Source organism: Kribbella caucasensis (assembly GCF_004361855.1).
Lineage (GTDB): Bacteria > Actinomycetota > Actinomycetes > Propionibacteriales > Kribbellaceae > Kribbella > Kribbella caucasensis.
Genome location: NZ_SNWQ01000041.1, coordinates 1 through 19,970, shown reverse-complemented (window position 1 = coordinate 19,970; position 19,970 = coordinate 1). Strand labels below are relative to the sequence as shown.

Annotated in this window: 12 protein-coding genes and 1 pseudogene; 8 read left to right on the top strand and 5 right to left on the bottom strand. The window is 64.7% G+C overall.

The genetic code is table 11. The features are described 5' to 3' along the window. Positions 1–2: 2 nt before the first annotated feature. The 7 genes from drmA (at position 3) to EV643_RS41590 (ending at position 14,391) form a co-directional block, all read left to right on the top strand. Complete coding sequence (drmA, locus tag EV643_RS41620) at positions 3–3,746, top strand: DISARM system helicase DrmA (protein WP_133805752.1); 3,744 nt, start codon at positions 3–5, stop codon at positions 3,744–3,746. Beyond that, the gene (drmB, locus tag EV643_RS41615) at positions 3,743–5,650 is read left to right on the top strand and encodes a DUF1998 domain-containing protein (protein WP_133805751.1); all 1,908 of its coding nucleotides are present in this window, start codon (positions 3,743–3,745) and stop codon (positions 5,648–5,650) included. Before drmA ends, drmB begins: the two co-directional genes overlap by 4 nt. Then, the gene (drmC, locus tag EV643_RS46270; RefSeq protein WP_370452443.1) at positions 5,647–6,456 is read left to right on the top strand and encodes a DISARM system phospholipase D-like protein DrmC; all 810 of its coding nucleotides are present in this window, start codon (positions 5,647–5,649) and stop codon (positions 6,454–6,456) included. Before drmB ends, drmC begins: the two co-directional genes overlap by 4 nt. Further along, positions 6,453–8,417, top strand: coding sequence for an N-6 DNA methylase (locus EV643_RS41605; protein ID WP_133805750.1), 1,965 nt, complete (start codon positions 6,453–6,455; stop codon positions 8,415–8,417). Before drmC ends, EV643_RS41605 begins: the two co-directional genes overlap by 4 nt. Further along, positions 8,414–9,961, top strand: a complete 1,548-nt coding sequence (locus EV643_RS41600; protein ID WP_133805749.1) for a serine/threonine-protein kinase — start codon at positions 8,414–8,416, stop codon at positions 9,959–9,961. Before EV643_RS41605 ends, EV643_RS41600 begins: the two co-directional genes overlap by 4 nt. A gap of 1 nt (position 9,962) precedes the next feature. After that, positions 9,963–12,059, top strand: coding sequence for a UvrD-helicase domain-containing protein (locus EV643_RS41595; protein WP_133805748.1), 2,097 nt, complete (start codon positions 9,963–9,965; stop codon positions 12,057–12,059). Positions 12,060–12,126: 67 nt separating this feature from the next. Further along, positions 12,127–14,391: a GmrSD restriction endonuclease domain-containing protein gene (locus EV643_RS41590; RefSeq protein ID WP_133805747.1), complete on the top strand. Its 2,265-nt coding sequence runs from the start codon at positions 12,127–12,129 to the stop codon at positions 14,389–14,391. Positions 14,392–15,132: 741 nt separating this feature from the next. Here the strand turns inward: EV643_RS41590 and EV643_RS45245 are convergent. Then, on the bottom strand, positions 15,133–15,987 hold the full coding sequence (locus EV643_RS45245; protein ID WP_202870026.1) for a ScoMcrA-related endonuclease: 855 nt from the start codon (positions 15,985–15,987) through the stop codon (positions 15,133–15,135). Positions 15,988–16,491: 504 nt separating this feature from the next. Between EV643_RS45245 and EV643_RS45240 the strand changes: the two genes are divergently transcribed. Then, entirely contained in the window at positions 16,492–16,635 is a 144-nt protein-coding gene (locus EV643_RS45240; protein ID WP_202870025.1) for a hypothetical protein, read from the top strand. Positions 16,636–17,005: 370 nt separating this feature from the next. Here EV643_RS45240 and EV643_RS41570 read toward each other — a convergent pair whose 3' ends face one another. From EV643_RS41570 to EV643_RS41560, 4 genes and pseudogenes are all read right to left on the bottom strand, one after another. Next, complete coding sequence (locus EV643_RS41570; RefSeq protein WP_133805746.1) at positions 17,006–17,527, bottom strand: hypothetical protein; 522 nt, start codon at positions 17,525–17,527, stop codon at positions 17,006–17,008. Between the two features lie 87 nt (positions 17,528–17,614). Then, positions 17,615–18,220, bottom strand: a complete 606-nt coding sequence (locus tag EV643_RS46625; protein WP_370452444.1) for a hypothetical protein — start codon at positions 18,218–18,220, stop codon at positions 17,615–17,617. After that, positions 18,197–18,484, bottom strand: a pseudogene (locus EV643_RS46620) (LD-carboxypeptidase); the annotation flags it as partial. The gene EV643_RS46625 and the pseudogene EV643_RS46620, both read right to left, overlap by 24 nt. A gap of 187 nt (positions 18,485–18,671) precedes the next feature. Next, positions 18,672–19,970, bottom strand: a 1,299-nt coding sequence (locus tag EV643_RS41560) for a tetratricopeptide repeat protein (protein ID WP_238166173.1), incomplete at its 5' end; no start/stop codon positions are given.

Sequence of the window (19,970 nt, the reverse complement as noted above, 5' to 3'; positions counted from 1 at the left end):
CGATGACGGAGGCGCAGAGCACGGCGCCGTCGCTTGAGCTGGCGCAGGAATTCGACAGCGGAACCTCGTACGAGATCCGCGATGAGATCGAGGAGTTGTTGCGGCGCGATCTGCTGGGGCCGTGGGGTGGCGATGACGAGCGCTTGCCGACGGGGACCGGCCCGCGGGAGCGGTATCTCGTTGGCATGTTGGGGCCTCGGCACGAGGCGCGGTCGGTGGTGGCCGACGCGAGCGATGTCCCGGATACGCAGATCGGTGTGGAAGCGGACGCCAGTGATCCGGAGCTGCCGGAGATTCTGACGCCGCAGAGCCTGGGGCGGATCTGGGCTTCGTCCATGGGGATGGCGTTCGCGGTGTCGGGCGATGTCGACGTACTCAAGGTTCGCTACGAGTGGGCGCGGTACGAGCGGCGGCAGGCAACCGACGAGAAGGGCAAGATCACAAGAGCCTGGGAGCGCGAGCCGTACGCGAACGAGCGCGAGGTCCGAATCGACGGTGGCACCCGACAGGACCGTTTGCCGCTCACAGCAACCACCGAGGATGAGCCCGGGGTCCAGCTTGCGGTGACTGTGCGGCCACGTGACGGCCGGCGCGTTGTCGAGCTGGCGTTGATCAACGCCCAGGCCGAGCCACTGAGTGGGGACAAGGAGCCGGTCTGGTTGTTCCAGACGAACCTGATCCTCACCGCCGCTGACGACGCCAAGGCGATCTTCCTTCCGGTGGAGGCGACATCGAACGCCCAGAACGACTCGACGTTGGACGATCCTGAGGACGTTCACCTTCAGCTGCTCTATCGCCACCAGCACCGCTACGCGAGTGGTCGCAATGTTGCTGTCGATGCCCTTGTCCGTGAGGGCGAGACTGCGGCCTACAAGCTTCAGACCACATGGTTGCCCGCATACGAGGTCCCGGCGACGGTCGCCCCGACCGGCAGTGGATCACCCCTCGCCGAAGTCGAGCTCTCCATGGATACCCTCGCAACCGCGCCCCCCGAAGCGCTCGGCGACGGCCTCCGACCACTTGTCTCCGAGTACCGGGCCTGGATCGACCTGCGGGAAGGCGAGATCGACGGCCTGCCGACGCGGCTCCAGCCGTCTGCCCGCGTGGCCGTGGCGGCAGCCCGGTCGGCGGCACAACGGATCGAAGCCGGTATCACGCTCCTCGCCGATCCCACGGCTGATCGGCATGCGGACGCCCTGGAAGCGTTCCGATTCGCAAACAAGTCGATGGCCTTGCAGCGCCGGCACACGTCGATTGCCCGGATCCGCCAGGACGAAGGGTTGGACTATCGTGCGGCCGCCGCGAAGGTCGAGGCTGAAGGTGCGAAGGCAGCATCGTGGCGGCCGTTCCAGCTCGCCTTCGTGTTGCTCAATCTGCCCTCGCTGACAGACCCCGCACACCCGGAACGAGCGGCGGCATCAGACGCGGTCGTCGACCTTCTGTTCTTCCCGACCGGTGGTGGAAAGACCGAGGCGTACCTCGGTCTCACCGCCTACACGCTCGGCATCCGCAGGCTCCAAGGGATTGTGGGCACAGGCGGCGATGCGCGCGATGGCCGCGCGGGCACCGCCGTACTGATGCGGTACACGCTGCGGCTCCTCACCGCTCAACAGTTCCAGCGTGCGTCCGCACTGATCTGCGCAGCCGAGGTGCTCCGCCAGGAGGACGAGAAGCGCTGGGGGGCCGAGCCTTTCCGGATCGGCATGTGGGTCGGCTCGGGCGTCTCCCCGAACTGGTACGACGATGCCGCGACGCAGATCGCCGAAGCGCGAGCCTCGGGCGACGGGCGCCATACCAACGTTCTCCAAGTGCTCGCCTGTCCTTGGTGCGGTACGCCACTGCGCACCGAGCGCGACCTGCACGTCGACGACGAGACGCGTCGAGTTCTTCTGCATTGCCCGAATGGCGAAGGTGTCGACGCGTGCCCGTTCTCGCGCCGCCGTACGTCGGAAGGACTACCCATCCTCACGGTCGATGAGGAGATCTACCGATACGCCCCGAGCCTCGTCATCGCCACGGTCGACAAACTTGCCCAGCTCCCTTGGCGAGGCTTCGCCGGTCACCTCTTCGGCCACGTCACACAGACTTGTCCACGGCATGGATTCCGCCACCCTGACCTCGATCCGAGAGTCAAGTGCGGAAGCCGCCACAACAAGAGCAAGGGCGGCCTCGACGCAGTCGTCAGCCACGCAGTCCGGACGCTCCGTCCGCCTGATCTGATCATCCAAGATGAGCTGCACCTAATCTCCGGTGCACTAGGGACCACGGTCGGATTGTTCGAGGCGGCTGTGGACCAGCTTTGCACCTGGACAGTGGAAGGAGCCGCGAGCGGGGTCGGGCCGAAGATCGTTGCCTCGACAGCCACGACGAAGCGGGCCCGCGCTCAGGTGCTCGGACTGTTCGCGCGCCAGTTGGCAGTGTTCCCACCGCAGGTGTCGGATGTGAGGGACACGTTCTTCTCCATACAGGTCGAGCTCACGCCGAAGCAGCCAGGTCGTCGCTACCTCGGCATCTGCGCGCACGGCGTACGCATGAAGGCGGCCGAGATCCGCCTCGCCGAGATCCTGCTCCTCGCTGGCCAGACCGTCTTCGACAAGTACGGATCACCCGCGGACCCCTACTTGACCTTGGTCGGCTACTTCAACGCAGTCCGGGAACTGGCCGGCATGCGTCGCTATCTCGACGATGACGTGACCACCCGCGTACGCCGTGACGGCCGCCGACTGCGTGGTATCTCGGATCGGATCATCACCAGGTCCGGCATGCTGAGCATCCAGGAGCTCACCTCACGGATCTCGTCGGGCGACATCAGCGATGTCCTCGCCCGGCTCGAGATTGGATTCGACGACGAGCTCGACAGCAGCGCTCGGCGTCGCGCAATCGCAGACGATCTAAGGGAGGCGTTGAGCGGCAGCAGCAGGGATCGTCGCAGTCCGCATGCTCTCGCCGATCGATGGAGTGAGCGTCGCCGGAACGGACGAGAGCCAGCCGACGTCGTCCTCGCGACATCGATGTTGCAGGTCGGAGTCGACGTGTCTCGATTCGGTCTGATGCTGGTCACAGGACAGCCCAAGAACACCGCCGAGTACATCCAGGCGACCTCGCGGGTCGGCCGCGATGCCGAACGGCCGGGTCTCGTCGTGACGCTGTACAACTGGGCGCGGCCCCGGGATCTGGCTCACTTCGAGGATTTTGCTCACTACCATGCGACGTTCTACCAGCAGGTCGAGGCGCTGTCGGTGACGCCGTACACACGGCGCGCTCTCGACCGGGGAGCGGCAGCGACTTTCGTCACGGCGGTTCGGCACGCAGGTACGACGTACTCTCGCGACGCGGACGCCCACGACGTGCCGTTGGATTCGCCGCTGGTTCGCGAGATCATCGAACGGCTCGCGCGCCGCGCTGAACATGTCGACGGGATGCGGGGCCGAAACCACTTGGAGGAGAAGCTCCGCACGGTCGTCGATCGCTGGCAGGACAAGAAGTCACGCCCTGCCCGCCTGGCGTATGAAGCTTCACGGCGGGATAAGGAACAGCTGCAACCCCTCCTCGAGCGCGCCGGCGGCAACAAGTGGGATGTGCTCACTGTCGGGTTGTCGATGCGGGAGACGGAACCGGACATCAACCTCCTGGTGCCAGGTGGTGACCAGCTCTTTGCCCCACTCTTCAACGCACCGGCATGGTCATTCGGCCGTCCTGACGCTGAGGACGCCTCCGAGGCCGGAGACGACGAGGTGAACGAATGAACGGCAGGCACTTTCGGCGGGTCGGTTCAGTGCGGCCCAGCCACCTCATGTTCACCAGCGGTGTCGGCGCATTGGTGGATCTGCCCAACTTTTCCGTGCTCGTACAGGGGCTCGACGAGTGGCGGGACGCCGGCGTCCCCGTCGAGTCGCAGACGATCGCCGATGTTCCACCGCACCTGCTCCGTGCCGTCCGGAAGCTCGCCGGGCGATCGGTGAAGGAACTCCGGCCCGCGCCGTGGGCACCGGGGTCCGACCAGCTGCGGGCGGACGACCCGTCGCTACGTATCGGCGTACCTGCAGTTCCCTTTCCGGGGTGGCTTCGCTGCACGGCCTGCAACGAACTCGCGCCTATCGCATCGAAGGCTTTCGGGTTCGAGAACAGTCGGGTACGGCGTCCGCACGACGCTCGCTTCTTCCATGCGAACTGTGGACGAAAGCGAAGCGGCCGAGCGCCACTCGCGGTTGCAGCCCGCTTCGTGCTCGCCTGTCAGGCTGGCCACCTCGACGATTTCCCGTACGTACTGTTCGTCCACAACGGTTCAAGCTGCCCGGACGGAGCAGAGCATCCCCGTCTTCGGATGGAGGACCGTGGCGGCATGCTTGGCGCCAACGTCCAGCTCAGCTGCCTGGTCTGCGGCGCCAGCCGGAACATCCGACAGGCGCTTGGTGAACGCGGCCGCGAGAGTCTGCCCTACTGCCGAGGGCGGCACCCACATTTGGGCAACCACTTCGAGGAGTGCGGAAACGAAGCCAAACTTCTTGTCGTAGGTGCTTCGAACCAGTGGTTCGCTCAGACCCTCAACGCGCTAGCGGTTCCGAAACCGGCCGCCGACGAGCTGCAGGCCAAGGTCGACGTGCATTGGGCCGCTCTCGAGGCATTGCCAGGTGTCGAGATGATGCCGTACCTGCGGACTGTCGTGCCTGCGCTGCGCGAGTTCGAGAAGTGGGACGACGCCGAGATCTGGGCTGCTGTGCAGGCCAGGCGGACAGGGGGCGGCGCGGGCACCGAAGATGACGCAGCGCCCGATCTTCTCGCGCCGGAATGGGAGGCGTTTACGACCGACCGTGCGCCGGACCCCTCCGACGACTTCACGATCTCTCGGTCGGCCGACGGCGTACCTGCTCTGTTGAAGAACCTGCTGGACGACGTGGTGCAGGTCGAGCGATTGCGTGAGGTTCGTGCCCTCGTCGGCTTCACGCGGTTGGACGCGCCCGACCCGGAGGATCCCGACCTGGTGGAGCGCGCGCCGTTGTCGCGGGGCGAGCCGACCTGGCTGCCGGGCGCCGAGGTTCGGGGCGAGGGGATCTTCCTGCGCTTACCCGAAGAGCTCATGCAGGACTGGGAGGCCCGTGTCGATGACGCGCCTGAACTGCGCGCACATCTAGAGGCCTACGGACGGTTTCGGGCGAACAGGTATTCCGACCGGCTAGGGCAGGGGTTCGATCGGTTCGCGCTCTGGCCGGAGGCGCGCTACGTCGCGTTGCACACGCTCTCGCATCTGCTGATCCGTACGATCGCACTTGAATGCGGCTACAACGCTGCGAGCCTGTCAGAGCGGATCTACACCACCTCACGCGATGGTGAGCCGCGTGCCGGAATCCTCATCTACACGGCGGTTCCCGACGCCGAGGGAACGCTCGGTGGGCTGGTGTCACAGGCCGAACCGCGCACGTTGGAACGGCTCGTCAGGCAAGCACTGCAGCAAGCGATGCACTGCTCATCAGACCCGCTGTGCGCCGAGCGGCTGCCGCACGCTCCCGCGGACTTTCTGCACGGCGCCGCGTGTCATGTCTGTCTGTTCCTGTCTGAGACCACGTGCGAACGCGGCAACAGGTTCCTCGACCGCCGGTTCGTCGTGCCGATTGACAACCCAGGTCTTGCGTTGTTCCGGGACCTGCCGTGAAAGACCTGGCCGTTGACGGGGCGTCCGATCAGCTCGGGCTCAGCGGCGTGGCCTTCGCGGAGCGATGGGGGCCGGCCAGGCTGCGAAGCACGCTCGCCAGGGTCGCTGCTGGTGTCTCTGACGAGGTTCTACGATCCACTGCACACAACAGTGAGTACGCCGAGTGGGTCGCCGCGCTGCAGTCCGCCATCGCACAGTGCGGGCGGCCCTTGAACGAGGCTCTTGCGTTGTTGGAGGGTGTTGCCGCTGGATACACCCGCGGCGCTAGTTCGGTGCGCGCAGACCTTGTTTGGAGCGGTCCTAGCACGCACCGGGTCCCTGTGCGCTCGACGGCGCAGGTTCTGATCGATGTCGTCGAGGCGGCAGAGCACGACGTGTTGTTGATGACGTATTCCGCCAAGCCGTATCCGCCACTGCTCGCAGCCTTGATCGCGGCGCGCGGACGCGCCGTTGCAGTCACCGTTGTTGTTGAGACGATCCAGGGCGCTGCCGGCGCCATCGTCGGCGCCGAGCCGGCGACGGCATTCCTGGACGTTCCAGGTGTCGAGTTGTGGCACTGGCCGACCGAGCAGAGGACTCAGGCCGGAGCCAAGATGCACGCCAAGCTGGCCGTGGCGGACAGCCGTATGCTGTTCATCTCGAGCGCCAACCTGACGCATTCGGGCGTCGGCAAGAACATTGAGGCCGGAGTTCTGATCCACGGCGGATCCGCCCCGATGCGCGCGGTAGAACACATCCGGGAACTCAAGGCGAGCGGTTCGCTGAGTCGGCTACAGGTCGGCGAGCCAGGAGCGGCGACCCGATGACCAAGTCCGACGTAACAGTCGCCGCGCTCGACATCGCACGGATAGCCGGCGTGGGTCGCGCCGCGGTCAGCAACTGGCGCCGCCGGTATCCAGACTTCCCCCAACCCGTCGGAGGCTCGGCCAGCAGTCCGCTGTTCGCCCTGGGCGAGATCGAGAACTGGCTTGGAGAACACGGCAAGTCGTTCCGGATGACTGAAGTGGACCGCCTGTGGCAGCACCTGCGAACCGCTGTCGATGACCTGCAGCTCGGTGAGTTCATGGGCCATCTGGGTGCCCTTCTCGTACTGGTGAACCGCAAGCCCGATGCGTGGGTCACCCCGTCCGAGTTGTCCGCCAAGAAGGTGGCAGGGGAGCTGCGTGAATATGCCAGAGCGATCCCCGGCGAGTTTCCGAAGACATTCCCGGACGCCTGGTCCGCAATCTTTGTCGAGGCAGCCGGGCTAGCCGCGACTGACGGCGCGGCTAGCACCTACGAAGCCTTGTGCCAGCAGTATTTCGAGACCGTGTCGCGCCGTGGCATCTCGGCGTCAGGTGAGGTCGCCGGCCTGATTCTCGATCTGACGGCTGACCTCGTACCGGGCAGCTCCAGCGTGCTAGATCCATCCTGTGGCAATGGGAACCTACTTGTCGCTGCCCTCGCACGGGGCCTACATCCGACGCTAGGACAGGAAGCCGATGAGCCGGCCGCCAGGATGTCTGCGGCGCGGCTTCTGCTGAACGCTCACACCGACTCAGGGGTTCGGATCGAGCTCGGAGACGCCTTACGCGCCGACGCCTTCGAGGGGCAGACAGTCGATCTGGTCGTGTGCGATCCAGTGGTCGAGCGGAGCTGGGGGTACGACCAACTCATCGCGGATCCTCGATGGACGTTCGGACTGCCGCCCCGGAGCGAGCCCGAGCTCGCGTGGCTGCAACATTGCCTCGCGCACGTACGCGGCGGCGGCGCTGCCGCCGTCGTGTTGCCGTCGGCCGTGGCCGGTCGCCGGGCCGGCCGGCGAATTCGGGGCAACTTGCTGCGCGCCGGAGTGGTGCAGGCAGTCATCGGACTTCCCCACAGTTCAGGACTCGCTGGACCGCGAGATCTCTGGATCCTCGTTCGGACCGACCACGGCGAGATCCCACAGCACGTCATGCTGACCGACCACAAACTCGACGTGACCTCGGTGGCCGCCTCGTGGCGGGCGTTCCTCAGGTCGGAGCCGCTGCCGACCGGGGCTCGCGCCGTACGTGTCATCGATTTGCTCGACGACGAGATCGATCTCAGTCCCGCGCGCCATCTCGTGGCCGACAACTCCGTGGACCGTACATACACTGAACTCGCGAATCAGTGGACGCGAATCCTGGCAGGACTTCAGGACGCGCTACCGGCTGTGGACATCGGGGCACCTGGGCCAATCACGAGCCTGACCACAGTAGGAGAACTGGCGAAGGCCGGTCTGATCAGCATTCAGCAAGCACCGATCAAGATGGAATCCGAGGCCGGTGGTCAGCCAGTCCTCACGGCCCACGATGTGCGGCACGGGAGTGAACCGTCGGGCCGAGGTACCCCGTTGCCCGGGGCAATCGAACTCCAACCCGGCGATGTCGTGGCGCCGATCTTGCGGGAAGGTCGTGTTCGTGTCGTCCAGGAGCCCGGCGCCCTACTCGGGTCCAACCTGGTGATGCTTCGTCCGGACCCGGACCGCATCGACCCTGATCTCCTGGCCGGATGCGTTCGATCGGCGGCGCAGGAGTCGTCGACGAGGACGTCTGCGGCCTCGGCCCGGTTCGACATACGGCGGGTTGCTGTTCCCCGGCTCGGTATCGACGAGCAGCGGCGGTGGGGCGCGATCTTCAGCAAGCTGGCGACGACGGAGGCGCAGCTGAGCGAGCTCGCGGAAGTCGGGCGGCAGCTCGTGCGCTCCGCCCGCCTCGGCCTGATCCACGGGGGCCTGCGTCCCAGTGAGCTGGAGCAGCCATGAGCAGACGAGTCGTCGGCGACCGCTACGAGCTCGAAGCCCTGCCGCTGGCCCGAGGCGGCATGGGCGAGGTCTGGGTCGGTCGGGATGTGAAGCTCGAGCGAGAGGTGGCCGTCAAGTTCCTGCGCCTCCCCGACGGAACACCGGATGACGAACTGGTCCGCCGCTTCGTCCGGGAGTCACGAATCACCGCGCGGCTCGAACATCCGGGGATCCCGGCCGTATATGACGTGGGCACCGACGAGGACCGCCCGTACCTGGTGATGCAGCGGATCCACGGCAGCACGGTCGCCGACGTTGTCGCCGAGAACGGCCCGTTGCCGATCGGCTGGGCCGCCGCGATCGCAGCCCAGGTGTGCGCCGTTCTGACTGTTGCGCACAGGGCGTCCCTGGTACATCGGGATCTCAAGCCCAGCAATCTGATGTTCTGTCCGGACGGCACGGTGAAGGTGTTGGACTTCGGTCTGGCCGTCGCACTCGATCTCGCCGACATCTCGCACATCACCCGCACCGGTCAGACGATCGGCACGCCTGCCTACATGGCACCCGAGCAGGTGATGGCCGCGCTCAGCGGGCCGCAGAGCGACCTCTATGCACTTGGTTGCTGTCTGCACGAGATGCTAACCGGTAGGCAGACCTTCGGCGGACCAACGCCGTACTCCGTCATGAACAAGCAGGTCGGTGAGAGGCCGTCGGCCATCCGCCGTACCCGGTCCGACGTACCGGGCGAGCTGGACGAACTCGTGCTCGAGTTGCTCGAGAAGCAGCCTGATGACCGTCCGGACAGCGCAGAGGTGGTGTTCGAGCGACTGAAACCTTTCGTCAAGGGCCTGGGGCCGCTGGCGCCGGTGCTGCGTACGACTGACGGATACGACGCGGTGCGGATGTACGCCGCGGTGCTCGCGGAGGTGGACTCCGGAGTCCATACCAGAGAGGTCGGCCGGCCACCTGAGGTGTCAGTCAAGGTGCCCACCGAGCAGTTCAGCCGCGGCCGGTTGGATCATGCCCGGCAGCAGGCCACCGAGCTCATCGGTCAGTCGCGATTCAGTCAGGCCGCGCAGGTTCTCGATGCCGTGGCAGGCCCGGCGACCCAAGCGCTGGGAGCCGCGGACCCGGCCGTTGTCAGCCTCCGGCTCGAGCTTGCGAATGTGCTGTTCGAGGGCGGGGATTACAGAAGCGCCGCGCCGGTGTACCGCAGGCTCGGAATGGAACTCGCGGAGCACCACGGTCCGGACTCCGATCTCGTCTTCCGATGCCGCCTGCAGGAGGCTACCTGTCGTGCGCTGATTGGCGAGACCAACGAGGCGATCACTCAGCTGCAAGCACTGCTCGAGGATGAGACCCGTGTCTTCGGCAGTGCGGACGCCCGCACGCTCGAACTGCGCCGGCAGATCGGTCTGCTGCAACTCGGTGCGGGGCGTGTTCCGGAGGCAACGCGCGTCCTTGCTGCGCTGGCAGCCGACCTCGAGCGGCTCCATGGCCACGATCATCCGCTGACCGAGAAGGTTCGAGGACTGCTCGACGGAATCCGGCAACGGGAGGAGTGAGATGCCAAGGCTCGGAATCGACCGTGACTTCCTGCGTGACTACGCCCGGCTGGACCGCAAGCTGCAGGACCGCGTGCATGAGGTATTCGCGAAGTTCGAGGCGGCAACTCATGCCGGAATCCATCTCGAGAAGATCGCCAACGCCAAGGACGACAGGTTCCGGTCGATCCGCATCGACCAGTTCTGGCGCGGCGTCGTGCTGGCACCGGAGTCCGGCGACACCTTCACGCTTCTCAAGGTCCTGCCTCACGACGATGCGTACACGTGGGCCCAGCGGCGCCAGGCGTCGGTCAACGCAGCGACCGGACGGATCGAGATCAGGGACGTCGCAGCCATCGACGCGACGCTTCCGGAGTTGAGCCGCCACGCCTCCGGCAAGACCAGCCGCCTGTTCGCTCGAGTCAGCGACAAGGACCTGCGGCGCCTCGGTGTCGACGACCAGACCCAGCAGTTCGCCCGCGTCCTCACTGACGAGCTTCAGCTCGAAGCGGCCCGCGCCTTCCTGCCGCAGCACCAGTGGGAAGCGCTGTACGGCCTCGCAGCCGGCATGTCACCCGACGAGGTGTGGTCCGCACTCGGTGCACCGCCCGCCGACGAGCCGATCGATCCGGACGACGTGGATGCCGCAGTGGAGCGGACCACCGAACGCGTTCTCCTGGTCCAAGGATCCGACGAACTACTGGATGTCTTCCGGCGTCCGCTCGATCTCTGGCGGATCTACCTCCACCCGGTCCAGTACCAAGTTGCGCATGCGGAATATCGGGGTCCAGCCCGCGTCACAGGCGGACCAGGCACCGGAAAGACAGTAGTCGCCATCCATCGCGCACGCCATCTCGCTGAGCGCGATGGCGGCAAGGTACTCGTCACAACGTTCACATCTAACCTGGCCGCAACCCTGCAGGCCGGACTTGATCTCCTAGTGGACGACCAGCATGTGCGCGATCGAATAACAGTTCAGCACGTCGACCAGTTCGCGCACCAAGTCTTCCGACAGCGACATGGTCATCCTCGGCTGCTGCTGCCTGCCGATGAGGTCGGCCGGTGGCGGGAAATCCGCCAACGGCTGGACCTGCCGTTCACAGAAACATTCCTGGCCGAGGAATGGCGGCAAGTGGTGCTCGCCCACCGGGTGCACGATGCCCAGGCATATCTAACTGCAAAGCGAAGCGGTCGTGGCCGCCCCCTGAACGCCCGGCAGCGTGCGCAGCTCTGGCAGGCAGTATGGGAGTTCCAGCAGGACCTTCGTGACCGGCGGATGTGGACCCACGAGACAGTACGTGCGGAAGCCACCGACCTGCTGGCAGGACAAGCCGACAAACCGTTCCGCCATGTCGTTGTGGATGAGGCACAAGACCTCAGCCCCGACCAATGGCGACTACTACGGGCCGCGGTACCTGAAGCACCCAACGACATGTTCGTCGCCGGGGACACCCATCAACGGATTTACCACCATCGCATTAGCCTTCGCGACGTCGGCGTGAGGGTGTCCGGACGATCCACGCGCCTGACCGTGAACTACAGAACAACCGCGGAGATCCTCGCTTGGAGCTTTCAGATACTCCACGGCGAGCGCATCGACAACCTGGACGGCGACCTCGAGTCGGTCGAGGGCTATCGGTGCGAGACACACGGCTCGCATCCCCTCCTCCAGTCATTCCAGACTCGAGCTGACGAACTCAAAGGCTTGAGTGACCAGATCCAGTCGTGGGTCTCAGCAGGTGTGCAACTTAACGAGATTGGGATTGCGGCCCGCTCCAACGGCTTAGTCGAAGCAGTCGTGGGCGAACTGTCCAGATCTGGCATCCCAGCCCACTCTTTGAGCCGGTCGAACCCGCCGGCCGAAGCAGTCGCCGCGGGGACCATGCATCGAATGAAGGGTTTGGAGTTTCGGTGCGTCGCGGTCGTCGGAGTAACGGCACAGCAGGTACCGCCAGCCAACGCGGTTACGCCGGCCGACGAGGATCAATCCACGCACCTGCAAGACCTGCAGCGTGAGCGCTGCCTCTTGTTTGTAGCCTGCACGAGGGCACGCGAGCAGCTCTATGTGTCCTGGCATGGCGTACCCAGTGAGTTCATCAAGCCGGCTACCGATGGCTAGCAGTAGGCGGCGCACGGCAATAAGGTTTTGACGCGTCGCGGTCACACCGCGAGGGGGAGGAAGAGTCATGGGGAAGCTGTCTACGGTCCTGGATCAGATCGACTCCGGTTCATTGCTGCTACCGGAGTTTCAGCGAGGCTATGTCTGGAACCGCGACCAGGTGCGCGGGCTTATGCGGTCGCTCTACAGGGGCTACCCAGTCGGGGGCCTTCTGTTGTGGGAGACCGAATCCGACCAGGCGGCAGTACGCGGCGGAGATATCGGCCGAGGCACCCGTCTGCTTCTGCTCGATGGCCAGCAACGCATCACCTCGCTCTACGGCGTTCTCCGTGGACGTCCACCAAGGTTTTTCGAAGGCGACAGTACAGCGTTCACCGGCTTGCACTTCAACGTCGACGAGGAGACGTTCGAGTTCTATGCTCCAACCAAGATGCGTGAGGACGACCGCTGGGTCGATGTCACCAGGCTGTACTCCGAGGGCCTCGGTCCTTTCATCGCCATGTTCAGCTCAGATCCACTTCGCCTCCAGGTCTACCTGGAGCGGTTGAATCGGCTGCTGCAAATTCAGGAGCGGTCCTTTCACGAGGAGAAGATCACGGGCCGCGACAAGAGCATCGACGTCGTCGTCGACATCTTCAACCGCGTCAACTCAGGCGGAACCGAGCTTTCGAAGGGGGACCTGGCGCTGGCGAAGCTGTGTGCGCAATGGCCTGATGCTCGGCAGGCCATGCGCGACTACCTACAGAAGTGGCAGGACGCCGGATTCAAGTTCAGCCTCGACTGGCTAATGCGCAACGTCACTGCAGTAGGCACCGGTCGCGCGGTCTTCAGCGCATTGGACAACCTCAGCGCCGAAGAATTCCAGCAGAGCCTCGATGCCACCGCGGAGTACGTCGGCAGATTCCTGGACACGGTATCCGGCAGACTCGGCCTGGACCACGACCGAGTGCTGATGGGGCGGGCGGCGGTGCCGGTCATCGCACGGCTGCTGCACCTGAGCGGCGGCCGATTCCGCGACGCGGTTGAGCGTGACAAGACCCTCTACTGGTACGTCCAGGGTGCCTTGCGCGGGCGCTTCGGCGGCTCGACCGAGACGACGCTTGCGCAGGACTACGAGGCCGTCGAGCGAGATGGTGTCGAGGGGCTCATCACCCAACTCGAGCGATGGCGAGGAGGCAACCTCGACATTCAGGCTCACGACTTCGAGGGTGCCACGCGGGGTTCGCGCTTCTACCCGATGCTCTACATGCTGACCCGTGTCAACGGTGCGCGCGATCTCGGTACCGGGTTGGAGCTGCGTGCCGAGATGCTCGGCCGGCTGGCCTCCCTTCAGATCCACCACATCTTCCCGAAGGCTGTGCTACACAAGGCCGAGTACGAGCGCGCCGAGGTCAATGCAATCGCGAACTTCTGCTTTCTAGCGCAGGAGACCAACCTGCGGATCGGCAAGCGGCACCCAGCCGAGTACTTGGCCGAGGCCGAGAAACTCCAGCCCGGCGTCCTCGCGTCTCAGTGGATTCCCGCAGACCCCGCGCTCTGGACGACTGACCGTTACCTGGACTTCCTTGCAGCACGGAGAGAACTTCTTGCCGAGGCCGCACAGTCGTTCCTCTCCAGGCTTCGCGAAGGCGCTGCGGCGAGTGACTCACGGGACCTGAGTCCAGTGTCGGTTATTGCTGCCGACGACGTCGAGGATGCCCGCGCCGTGCAGGTCAAGGCTATGGTCTCGGAGCTTAACGAGCTGGGTTATGCCTCGCCGGAACTCGACAACGAGATCGCCGATCCAGTCACTGGACGCTCCCTGGCTGTCGCCGAGGCCTTCTGGCCGGACGGTCTGCAGGCCGGACTGGGACGCCCAGTTGTGCTCGAACTTGATCCCGACTACGCCGACCTTGCGAGGCTTGAGGAGCTCGACTACGAAGTGTTCACGTCGGTCGATGCCTTGCGCGGGTATGTACTGCGTCGCAATGTGGATCTCGCTGGGGACGAAGACCTAGAGACGCCGTCGGAAATCGACGAAGCCCAATCATCAGCGAGCCGCGACTTTGAAACTGCGATGCGGAATCTCTACCAGCGTGCGCGCCAAGAGGCGAACTATTCGCCGACGTACTTCCTCAGCATGCTGGCCGAGTACGGCGGCCTCGAGACCGCCCGCAGACTTCTGCACGCGCCTACTATCTCCGACGGATTCGCGACGCTCTGGGAACGCGGCCGTCTGGATCTGACGGTGGAAGCATTGGTCAACAGCTCCGAGTTCCACGAACTCTTCACTGTCGACGAACTAGCCGTCGCCCGCCGCCGCCTCGAACAATTCGGCTACCTCGACGCCTAGTGCGCGGCAGACGTCAACGACGCAAGCTGTGCCTGGCAGGGCACAGACCACATTTGAATCAGTACCGTCACACACCGATGACCTCCCCGGGCCGTGCCCTGCCTCACAACTGCATCTCGTCGAATGTTCAGCTCATGGCGCAAGAGGCGGCGGCCAAGGCACGATTGGGGGAACCTGGGCTGCAGGCCTATTGGAGAACGGCCGCGAGGTCCTTGACCACCTGCCCTACCCGGATCGGCCGGACAATCACTCAAGGTCGATCCAGCGAAGTGGGACTACTACTCGACGGATGTTCATCGCATCGGCGGAGATGACGAGCTGGCCAAGATGCACGCCAACACGGTCATCCGGGACAACATCGCTCCGGATGGGACAAACCTGAGCCCGATGCAGATCTCAGAATGCCGCCTCACCCTCGGCTTCATCGTCGGCCGGCAAGGCGATCTTGAACAAGCGTGCAGCTCGGCATGGACGGACTGAAGGACGGCAGGCAGAGCAAAGTTCACCTCTTGATGGTGGCCGGAGAGCTCGATGCCGAACTCCACGACCGCTACCCCGGTGAACCCCTGGCCAGAGAGTTCCGCGATGCGACCTGGAGTACCAGGGCTGGCGGGTAGCCTGCGCCGGAACCGCCGACTCGAACTGCCGCACAGCGGCGTTGCAGGTTCGGCATCTTCGCGCGGTTCTCGCCGGTGGTGCGAATCGGGGCGTGCTCGGGCCTGGGTGAACAGTTTGTGAGCGTCAGTCGCAGAAGTCGCAGACGCCAGTCGCCGGGAGCGATATGTGATAGGTCGGGCACTGAGGCGCAGTTTTCTGGATCGTCTTCGCGCGTCGGGCGCGATCTTTGGACTCCCGCAGTTTGGGCGTGAGTGCGGCGACCCCGCCGCCGGGTGGGAGGCCAGCGGCGTTGAAGTGGCGGTAGCACGCGAGTCGCTCGTGGGTTGCGTGGTCGTCCAGATCACCGGGTGCCACACCCTCGGCCGCTTGGACCGCGATCGCGTAGCCCTCGCCGACGCTGCCTGCAGCGTTCACACAGAGCGATGAGAGGAGCGGTTCCCCTCGCCGCGATGACTCGGCCGAGACCCTGCCCAGGACGTCACCAATCCAGTAATGCATTAGCTGCCTGGTATGGATCCCGGTGCGGTTCATCACCTGAGTTGCGAGTTCCTTGTACGTGACCACGGCGCGGTAGCGGCCGGCAGCCTCGAGGAGGACGGCTCGAGCCGCTTCGGCCCAGGCTGAACGCGCGCTCTCGGACCCGACGTCGGAGGCTTCTCGCCACGAGCCGGAGCCGGGGCTTTCTGCTAATTCTGGGTCGTCAACGAAGGTCACAGAGAACCCGAGCTTCCGCAGGATCCTTGCAGCGCCGTCCTTGCCACCGGAGAACTCCGAGCTGGTAGCCGCGGTGCCCGCGGCGTACAAGTAGGAGACACCGAGGATGGCTTTGGAGTCGTAGCTCTTGCCGTCGTGCCACAGAAGGTATTCACGCGCCTTGCCGAAGCCGTACAAGGTGAGAAACTCATCGGCTCCGAGCTCGTCGTACTCCTCGAGGGCGCGCAGGACGTGCTCGCGTGCGACGGCATCGAAGTTCGGCATGACTCGACGATAGACCCGAGTGCCGACACCCCTGTTGTCTCATGGTGGCGGTCGCGTGAGCTCCTACACCTGAGGCGTCCAAACTGTCTGTCCGCCGTGAGAGCCGCGACAGCCGGGCCATAGCAACGTCTCCGGCGCCCGGCGCCCACAGCGGCCTGATCGAAGCCGAGCACGTCGGGTCACAACCTCGCGCTCACGCGGATCCCGTCTCGGTGATAGGAGTCAGGCCCTCGCCGACATAGGCCCGGATGTCTCCACCTGAGCGCACTGAGATGGCAAGGTGACTCATGTCCGAAGGTTCCAGGCCTGTCCTTGGCCGGCTTACTCGTCTATCCCCCGTGACGGTTGGCCGCATGAGGCCCACAGCCTCACACCGTGGCTACTCAACAATGTCGATGTGCTCAGCGACTTGCTCGGGATGGATCTCGCACTCGAGGTGGCAGAGCATCCGGTCGGCGGATTCAGCTTGGACCTGATGGGCGCGATGAGACCACCGGTGAAGTCGTGATCGTTGAGAATCAGCTTGAGACCTCCGACCACGGCCACCTCGGCCAGATCCTCACCTACGCGGCCAGGACCGAACCCACGACGATCGTCTGGGTTGCCGCATCGTTCGACCCGAGCATCGAGCGGCTATCGACTGGCTGAATGCTCGCACTGACGAGAACCCCAGATTCTTCGGTGTGGAACTCGGCGTCGTACGGATCGGACAGTCCGACCCGGCGCCGTCGTTCCGACTGGTTGCTCAGTCCAACGATTAGGAGAAGACGGTTCGTGCCGCCGCTCTCGGCTGAGCTTGCTTGTGCTCCCTTCGGAGACCTCAACGAATGCCCGCACCTTGCTCGTAGACGGCTGCGGCGCTCTCCCGCTCCCAATCAGGTATGTCTTCCCACGGCGCGACATACCCGGGCTCCGGTTCGCTCGGATAGTGCTTCGTCACACCTGCGATCCATGCCTCACGGAAGAAGCAGCCTTGTTCATTCGACAACAGCTTCGCTCCTTTGGACGGGGAAGGGTCTTACAGCGACGAACGCTCGATCGCGAGGCATGCCGAGATGTCTTCGCTCAAGCGCAGTAGCCGGGCATCTCGGCGGTGGGCGGCAGGGAGTTGCCGGTTCACGCCGGCGAGTTTGCGAGCGATCACGCCCGAGCCAGACTGCCCCGTTAGTTCCATGGCGGCGGTTGCGTAGTTCACCGTCTGCTCAACATCTCGGCGCATCACACCTACGTTTGCCAGATCCACCAGCACACTACCGCGCAGCCGCAGCGAAACCGGTAGGCTCAGCGCTTGTTGCAAGGACATCTCAGCCAGATCCGGCTTGCCAAGCTGGGTGTAGCAGGTGCCGCGTTGCTCGGGCAGCCGAGGGCCGTCGAACCGCAACCATCCCCCGGTCTGACTTTCGCGGCCCATCCCTCTGACTTGTTCGGCGTGCTCTAGGACCCGTTCGCAGACACTCAGATCACCCAGCCCGGCGGCGGCTTCGGCCTTGTCGGCGACGGGTGAAAACTGACCCCCTGGCGGCGGGTGAGAACCGTCCACGAACCCCGTTGGGCTGTGGACGGCCCACAGCCGACGACCTCCTTCGGCCGACCTGTGCAACGCTTCTTTGGCGGGCCAGGAGTGAGTTCATTGCACAGCAGGTTCAGACAGAGACAATGAGGGTGAGCTGGTATCCATCTCAATTCCGGCGCCGATGGGGAGGATAAGGTTCTCGACCTGGTGACCGATCTCGCCGATCTGCATGACTGGGAATCTGTGGTCCGCGGTGGTTTCCAGGATGATGTCGGCGATCTCTCGGTCGTTGCCGGTTCCTGGGGCGTCGCTGCCTAGGCAGTAGCCGATGATAAGGCCCTGGATGGAGTCGAAGGCGCCCTTGAGCTTGAGGGTTGCCAAGAGGGCTTGGATGTGGCGCTTCTGGAGGCGATAGGTTTCCAGGAAGAGGATCGCGTCGTCCAGGGGCGGACAGTATGGGGTGCCGACGAGTTGCATGAAGGCGTCGGAGTTTCCGCCGACGGCGGTTCCGGTTGCGCGGCCGGGCTTGATCTCGCGCCATCCGTGGTAGGTCGTGGGGTCGCCTTCGAGGTCGCGCCAGTCGGGGTTGGGGCGGTAGTCACCCGACCATGCGTCGAACCAGATCTGCTTGAGGTTCTGGGTGGTGTAGGACATATCGTGATGGGCAAAGTCCATCAGTTCGAAGCCGTGGAACGTCAGCAGGCCGGTCTTCGCTGTGATGGCGTTGAGCAGTGTTGAGGAGTCGGAGAGACCGGCCACGATCTTGGAGTGTGCGGCGATGGTGTCGTAGTCCAGGCGATCGACGAGGTCTACTGCAGTTGCGCCGCCGGTCGAGAAGAAGACGGCCTTGACCTCGGGATCGGTGAACGCCGCCATCAGATCGTCTCGGCGTTCTTCTGTGGTGCCGGCAGAGTAGTAGTCCTGAGCGAACGTGTTGTCGGCGAAGTCAATCTTGATGCCCAGGGCAGACGCGAGGTTCGCACGGGCGCGCTCGCAAGCGCCGGGTCAGTGCAGGTAGGAGGCGCCTGGTCGGTCCGATCTGCGATTGTGCTCGATGGCGAGACGATGATCGCTCGATCTCCAGCTCGCAGCCTCTCGGGCCGAATGACGCTTCCGCTCATAGCAATCTCCATCCTCTGAAGGCAGTTGGGCTCGTTGTCCTGCGAGGAAGTCATCGGACGGCCAGCCGCGCTTGCATCTTGTCCGCGTCCAACTCGAATCCGGCCGCCTGCTCTTGCTGGCCAAGCGCACGACAGTCTTCAGCCAAGCTCTGAAGGCTTCGGAGGGTGTTCGGGTGGTCGCCCGGGTAGAGCCTTTGTTGCATAGCGAGTGCCTGCGTGTCCAGGCGGCGTGCGTCTTGGAACTCGCCGAGTGCCCTGAGGTCCGAGGCGAGGTTGCGGAAGCTGTGCGCGATGTCGGGGTGGTCTCCGGGATCCAGGCGTTGCCGCATCACGAGCGCTAGCTCGTTCAGCTCGCGGGCACGCTTGAGATCGCCCAGTTGGTGAAGATCGCCGGCAAGGTTGCTGAGGCTGTAGGCAACATTCGGGTGGTCCCCGCCGTGGAGGCGCTGCCGCATGTGCAGGCCTTGTTCGTGGTGCTGTCGGGCGAGGTCGCACCGACCGAGAATGTGAAGAACGTTCCCGAGATTGTCCAGGCTGTGTGCGATGTCGGGGTGATCGCCGGAATACAGCCGCCTCCGCATCTCCAGTGCCTGCTCGTGCAGCTCTCGTGCGCGTCCTGGGTCGCCAAGCTCATTCAGATCGACTGCGAGGTGTACCAGCCCGCGAGCAACCTCTGGGTGATCACCCTCGTGGAGGTTCCGCCGCATCGTCAGGGCTCGCTCATGAAGATCGGCCGCGTCTGCGTAGCTGAGACCGCTACACAGGAGGTATCGACCAACCCGCGTCAGCAGTGACGCCAGCGGGACGTTCTCCAAGCCTTCTACTCTTGCGTGGGCAAAGATGGATGCGGCGTGCGAGACCAACTGCGCGCATGTGGGCCAGGTGGCAGGCTCGGATGGAGTCTGGGGAAACAGTGCGCTGAGGAGAGCTACGACGTCGGCCACCCGCTGGCCTCGGTCCGCCGTGCGTGCTTCGATGACGACCTTGGTCAGTCGGTGAAGTCGTATCTGGTCATCGCTGTCCAGCATCAGCAGTCCCGACTGTCGCAGGCTGCCGAAGATTTCGAGCCGCTGGATGGCGTCGAGGTCGCCGAGCAGCGGATCGTCGAGATGCTGCAGCGCCGTCAAGAACTGCTTGAGCGGCAAGCTGTCCGGTGAGCAGAGTGCGCAGATCTCGAGGAGCCGAACTGCCGAGGGTGCGGTGGTTCCGAGTCTTTCCAAGGTCAACACAACAGTGGCTGCGACGGTGCCTGAGTGTTGCCCGTCGTTCATCTTGCAGATGAAGGCGTCACCGGTGTTGCCGATGGGCGGGGTGTGGGAAGGCCCCGCTCGCTGGTCGCGGACGGGGCC

Excerpts from the sequence above, each read along its gene's own strand:
- drmA (WP_133805752.1), top strand. The coding sequence starts at position 3 with ATGACGGAGGCGCAGAGCACGGCGCCGTCGCTTGAGCTGGCGCAGGAA.
- EV643_RS45245 (WP_202870026.1), bottom strand. The coding sequence starts at position 15,987 with ATGCCGAACTTCGATGCCGTCGCACGCGAGCACGTCCTGCGCGCCCTC.
- EV643_RS41600 (WP_133805749.1), top strand. The coding sequence starts at position 8,414 with ATGAGCAGACGAGTCGTCGGCGACCGCTACGAGCTCGAAGCCCTGCCG.
- EV643_RS41595 (WP_133805748.1), top strand. The coding sequence starts at position 9,963 with ATGCCAAGGCTCGGAATCGACCGTGACTTCCTGCGTGACTACGCCCGG.
- EV643_RS41605 (WP_133805750.1), top strand. The coding sequence starts at position 6,453 with ATGACCAAGTCCGACGTAACAGTCGCCGCGCTCGACATCGCACGGATA.
- EV643_RS41590 (WP_133805747.1), top strand. The coding sequence starts at position 12,127 with ATGGGGAAGCTGTCTACGGTCCTGGATCAGATCGACTCCGGTTCATTG.
- drmB (WP_133805751.1), top strand. The coding sequence starts at position 3,743 with ATGAACGGCAGGCACTTTCGGCGGGTCGGTTCAGTGCGGCCCAGCCAC.